General features: G+C 58.7%; 5 protein-coding genes. 2 read left to right on the top strand and 3 right to left on the bottom strand.

The window, feature by feature from the left end; all coding sequences use genetic code 11:
• A partial coding sequence (locus tag AC33YF_RS13040; protein WP_491777642.1) for a PHA/PHB synthase family protein occupies positions 1-1,730 on the top strand: 1,730 nt, incomplete at its 5' end.
• A gap of 21 nt (positions 1,731-1,751) precedes the next feature.
• Here AC33YF_RS13040 and argC read toward each other — a convergent pair.
• The 3 genes from argC to rplM form a co-directional block, all read right to left on the bottom strand.
• On the bottom strand, positions 1,752-2,801 hold the full coding sequence (gene argC / locus AC33YF_RS13035; protein WP_491777641.1) for an N-acetyl-gamma-glutamyl-phosphate reductase: 1,050 nt from the start codon (positions 2,799-2,801) through the stop codon (positions 1,752-1,754).
• A gap of 113 nt (positions 2,802-2,914) precedes the next feature.
• Positions 2,915-3,400 (bottom strand): 30S ribosomal protein S9, encoded by a 486-nt coding sequence (gene rpsI / locus AC33YF_RS13030; protein ID WP_491777640.1) that lies wholly within the window; start codon positions 3,398-3,400, stop codon positions 2,915-2,917.
• Positions 3,401-3,405: 5 nt separating this feature from the next.
• Positions 3,406-3,870 carry a 50S ribosomal protein L13 gene (gene rplM / locus AC33YF_RS13025; RefSeq protein WP_491777639.1) on the bottom strand — a complete coding sequence of 155 codons (465 nt, stop codon included), beginning with the start codon at positions 3,868-3,870 and terminating at the stop codon, positions 3,406-3,408.
• Between the two features lie 212 nt (positions 3,871-4,082).
• Between rplM and AC33YF_RS13020 the strand changes: the two genes are divergently transcribed.
• Positions 4,083-4,325 (top strand): enoyl-CoA hydratase-related protein (locus AC33YF_RS13020; protein ID WP_491777638.1); only part of this gene is annotated, 243 nt, incomplete at its 3' end.

Here is a 4,325-nt window from a genome sequence, read left to right as displayed (position 1 = left end):
GGCTTTTCGATCAGGGGACGAAGGTTGCGTCCTCCTTGGCTGAACGCAATGCATCGAATGGGAACAGCCCCTATGGCGTGAGCTCCGAGGTCGGCGAAGCCGCAAAGACGCTCGGCTCGGTGGCACAGGCCTGGGCGACAAACCCTGGCAAGCTCGCCGCAGCCCAAGGGGAACTCCTACACAGCTACGCCGATCTTTGGGGGCGCTCCGTACGCAAATTTCTTGGCGAAGACGTCGAGCCGGTCGCAGAACCCGAGCCAGGAGACAATCGGTTCAAGGATCCGGGCTGGTCCGAGAACCAGTATTTCGACTTTTGGAAGCAGGCCTATCTGATCACCTCTCGCTGGGCGGAGGACATCACCGAAAAAACCGAAGGTGTGGACGATCGGACGAGAAAGAAGGCCATGTTCTATCTCGAGCAAGTCCTGTCCGCGATGTCGCCCTCCAACAATCCATTCACCAACCCCGAGGTGGTGCGGACCACCCTTGCCACCAATGCCGAGAACCTGGTTCAGGGCATGGCGCTGCTGGCTGAGGACCTAGACCAGTCCAAGGATTTATTGCGCGTCAGCCAGACCGATCTTTCGGCCTTCGAAGTCGGCCGAGACTTGGCGATCACGCCGGGCAAGGTCATCTTCCAGAATGATCTCATTCAGCTGATCCAATATGAGCCGTCCACGGAACAAGTCTGCAAGACGCCGCTCATCATCGCACCTCCCTGGATCAATAAATTCTACATCCTCGATCTCAAACCAGAGAAGTCGCTGGTCAAATATGCCGTGGACCAGGGCTTCACCGTCTTCATGATCTCGTGGGTGAATCCCGACGAGAAGCTCGCGCAGAAGACGTTCGAAGACTACATGCACGAAGGCATTCTCAAGGCCGTGGAGGTCGTGAACCGGCAGCTCGGGCTCCATCACGTCAACCTAATGGGCTATTGCGTAGGCGGCACTCTCCTGGCCTCTACCTTGGCCTATTGCGTGGCAAATAGGGACGACCGGATCGCGTCGGCGACCTTCCTGACTGCACAGGTCGATTTCACCGAGGCTGGCGACCTACTGATGTTCATCGACGATGCACAGCTGAAGTCGCTGGAAGAGATGATGGCCGAGCAGGGTTACTTGGATGGGTCGCGCATGGCAGCGGTGTTCAACATGCTGCGGCCCAAGGACCTTATCTGGCCCTATGTCGTGAACAATTATCTGCTCGGCAAAAAGCCATTTCCCTTTGACCTATTGTTCTGGAACGCTGACTCCACGCGCCTGCCGGCGGCAAACCACGCGTTTTATCTGCGAGAGTTTTACCATGAGAACCGCCTGAGCAAGGGTGAGATGGAGCTCGGCGGTGTCAGATTGGACCTCTCGAAAGTGAAGATCCCAATCTACGAACTCTTCACCCGCGAAGACCATATCGCTCCCGCAGCTTCGGTCTTCCGCGGGAGCAAGCTCTTCGGCGGAGATGTACGCCACGTCATGGCGGGCTCCGGTCACATTGCCGGCGTCGTAAATCCCCCGGCGAAGAGGAAGTATCAGTATTGGACAGGCGCCCCGGCAGACTCACTGGAGGCTTGGATTGAGACAGCCACCGAAACTCCCGGATCGTGGTGGCCTGATTGGGCGGCCTGGCTGAAAGATATCTCGGGCGAAGAAGTGCCAGCTCGAGACCCCGCATCCGGTCCATTCAAGCCGATTGAAGACGCCCCGGGAAGTTTTGTGAAATCTCAGGATTAGGGCCCGCCCTTCTGTCCCCACTTAGGGAAATAGGGGCAGCTGCTCGAGGGCTGTCGTCTCGTCGAAGCCGAACATGACGTTAAAGTTCTGCAGGGCCTGCCCAGCAGATCCTTTGACCAGGTTGTCGATCGTCGAGATGACGATTGCGCGTCCAGGTATCCGGTCGGCGAAGACGCCAATATGGCAGTAGTTCGAGCCCCGAACGTGCTGGGTTGCTGGAATAGTGCCCTGCTCCGCTACACGCACGAATGGGCTATCCGCGTAAGCCGCCAGCAGGGCCTCGTGCAGGTTCTCCGCGGACGCCCCATTGGTCAGCGGGACATAGCACGTACACAGCTCTCCCCTCGTCATGGGAACCAGATGCGGCGTGAAATTCACAACGACCGATTGCTGAAAAGCCTGCCCGAGCTCCTGTTCAATCTCAGGGACGTGACGATGGGTTCCAACCCCGTAGGGCGACAAGCCCTCGCCGACCTCGGAGAACAATATGTTCTGCTTAAGCGATCTGCCCGCACCGGAGGCACCGGACTTGGCGTCGACGATAACGCCATTGGGCGCGACGAGGCTGCTCTTCGCGAGTGGTAGCAATGCGAGCAGCACTGCTGTTGGATAGCATCCCGGGCACGCGACGAGACGCGCCTTTTCGATGTCGTCGCGATAGTGCTCCGTCAGCCCGTAGACAGCGCCGCTGGCCAGCTTCGGGGCGCCGTGCTCTCCGCCATACCATTGTGCGTAGGTGTCTAGGTCGCGCAGCCGGAAGTCTGCGGACATGTCGATGACCTTCGTGCTCTCCGGGAGTTTGGCGATTTCGCTATGCGCTGTGCCGTGGGGCAGACCGCAAAAGGCGACATCCACCTGGTCCCAGTCGACTTCATCTGCGGTCACGAGCGCCGGAAGATCGAGGCTTGCGAAGTGCGGATAGACCTTCGCAAGCGGCTGACCCGCATGCGCCTTGGCAACAAGAGCCGTGATTTCGATGTTGGCGTGTCTTGCGGCCAGCCGGATCAGATCAGCGCCTGTGTAGCCTGAAGCGCCAAGGACGGCGGCCCGGATCGTCTGCGTACTGGTCATGTCCGACCCCGGAGATTCTACCCCGCTTCCGACGGGGTTCTGCGGCTCAAAACGAAAAACGGGAGAGAGGCTGCGCCCCTCTCCCGCAACAATTCAAACATGCGCAGGAGATACTAGCGCTTGGAGAACTGGAAGCTTCGGCGGGCTTTAGCCTTGCCGTACTTCTTACGTTCGACGGTTCGCGCATCCCGCGTGAGGAAGCCAGCCTTCTTGAGAACGCTGCGCAGCTCGGGCTCGAAATGCGTGAGTGCCTTCGAGATGCCATGACGAACAGCGCCCGCCTGGCCGGAAAGACCGCCGCCCGAGACAGTGCAGATTACGTCGACCTGACCCTCGCGCGCGGCAGTGACGATCGGCTGCTTAAGGATCATCTGCAACACGGGACGGGCGAAATAGGCCGCGTGGTCCTTGCCATTGACGGTGATGTTGCCGGGACCCTGCTTCACCCAGACACGGGCAACCGCATCCTTCCGCTTTCCGGTGGCGTAGGCACGGCCCAGGTCGTCGACCTTCCGCTCATAAACACGTCGCTCTGGCGCCGGGGCATCGCCTTCATTCTGCAGCTGAGCCAGATCTTCTAGCGTGTTGGTTTCGCTCATGGCTCTTAAGCGCTCCTTGCGTTTTTCGTGTTCAGGCTAGCGACATCTAGCGGCACGGGGTTCTGTGCCTCGTGGGGATGCTCTGGCCCTGCATAAACTTTGAGATTCCTCAGCTGCTGACGGGCCAACGGACCGCGCGGGAGCATACGCTCCACGGCTTTCTGCAGGACACGCTCTGGATGCTTCCCGTCAAGAACCTTCTCGGCAGTCCGACTCTTGATGCCGCCCGGGTGGCCTGTATGCCAGTAGTACGTCTTATCGGCGCGCTTATTGCCCGAGAGGACAACGTTGCCCGCATTGATGACGATGATGTTGTCACCGTCGTCCATATGGGGCGTGTAGCCAGGCTTGTGCTTGCCGCGCAGCCGCGTCGCAATGAGCGAGGCGAGCCGGCCCACCACAAGGCCGCTGGCGTCGATCAGCACCCAGGACTTTTCAATGTCTTTGGGCGTGGCGGAATAGGTTTTCATGGTTCGCGTCACTCTTGCGTCTCAACCAAAAGATCGGCGCTTCTAACGGCTGGAATGTTACTGGTCAAGCAACTTTGATTCATCACCTAATATCAATGAAGTAAGTGTGTGGTAATAAAATACCGCTTGAGACCTTTCTGAATTTGCGTGTTTTTCTGGTCAATTCGTATATCCGATCTCCAAGCGAAGCCACTTAGTGAAAGAAGGCCTGAATGAGCGATACCGAAAGCGTCCTTCTGACCCAAGACCAAGAGGCCGTTCGGGTCTTGACGCTCAATCGTCCAAAAGCCCGCAACTGTCTCTCGATGGACCTTATGACGTCGCTACGAAGCGCCGTCGCCGACGCTGAAGACAATGAGTCCGTCCGCGCTGTGGTGCTGACCGGCGCAGGTCCCGCTTTCTCTTCCGGTCACGACCTTAAGGAACTCACGGCGCATCGGAACGATCCAGATCGG

Source organism: Methyloceanibacter sp., assembly GCF_058506495.1.
This window is presented reverse-complemented; position numbering and strand designations above follow the sequence as displayed.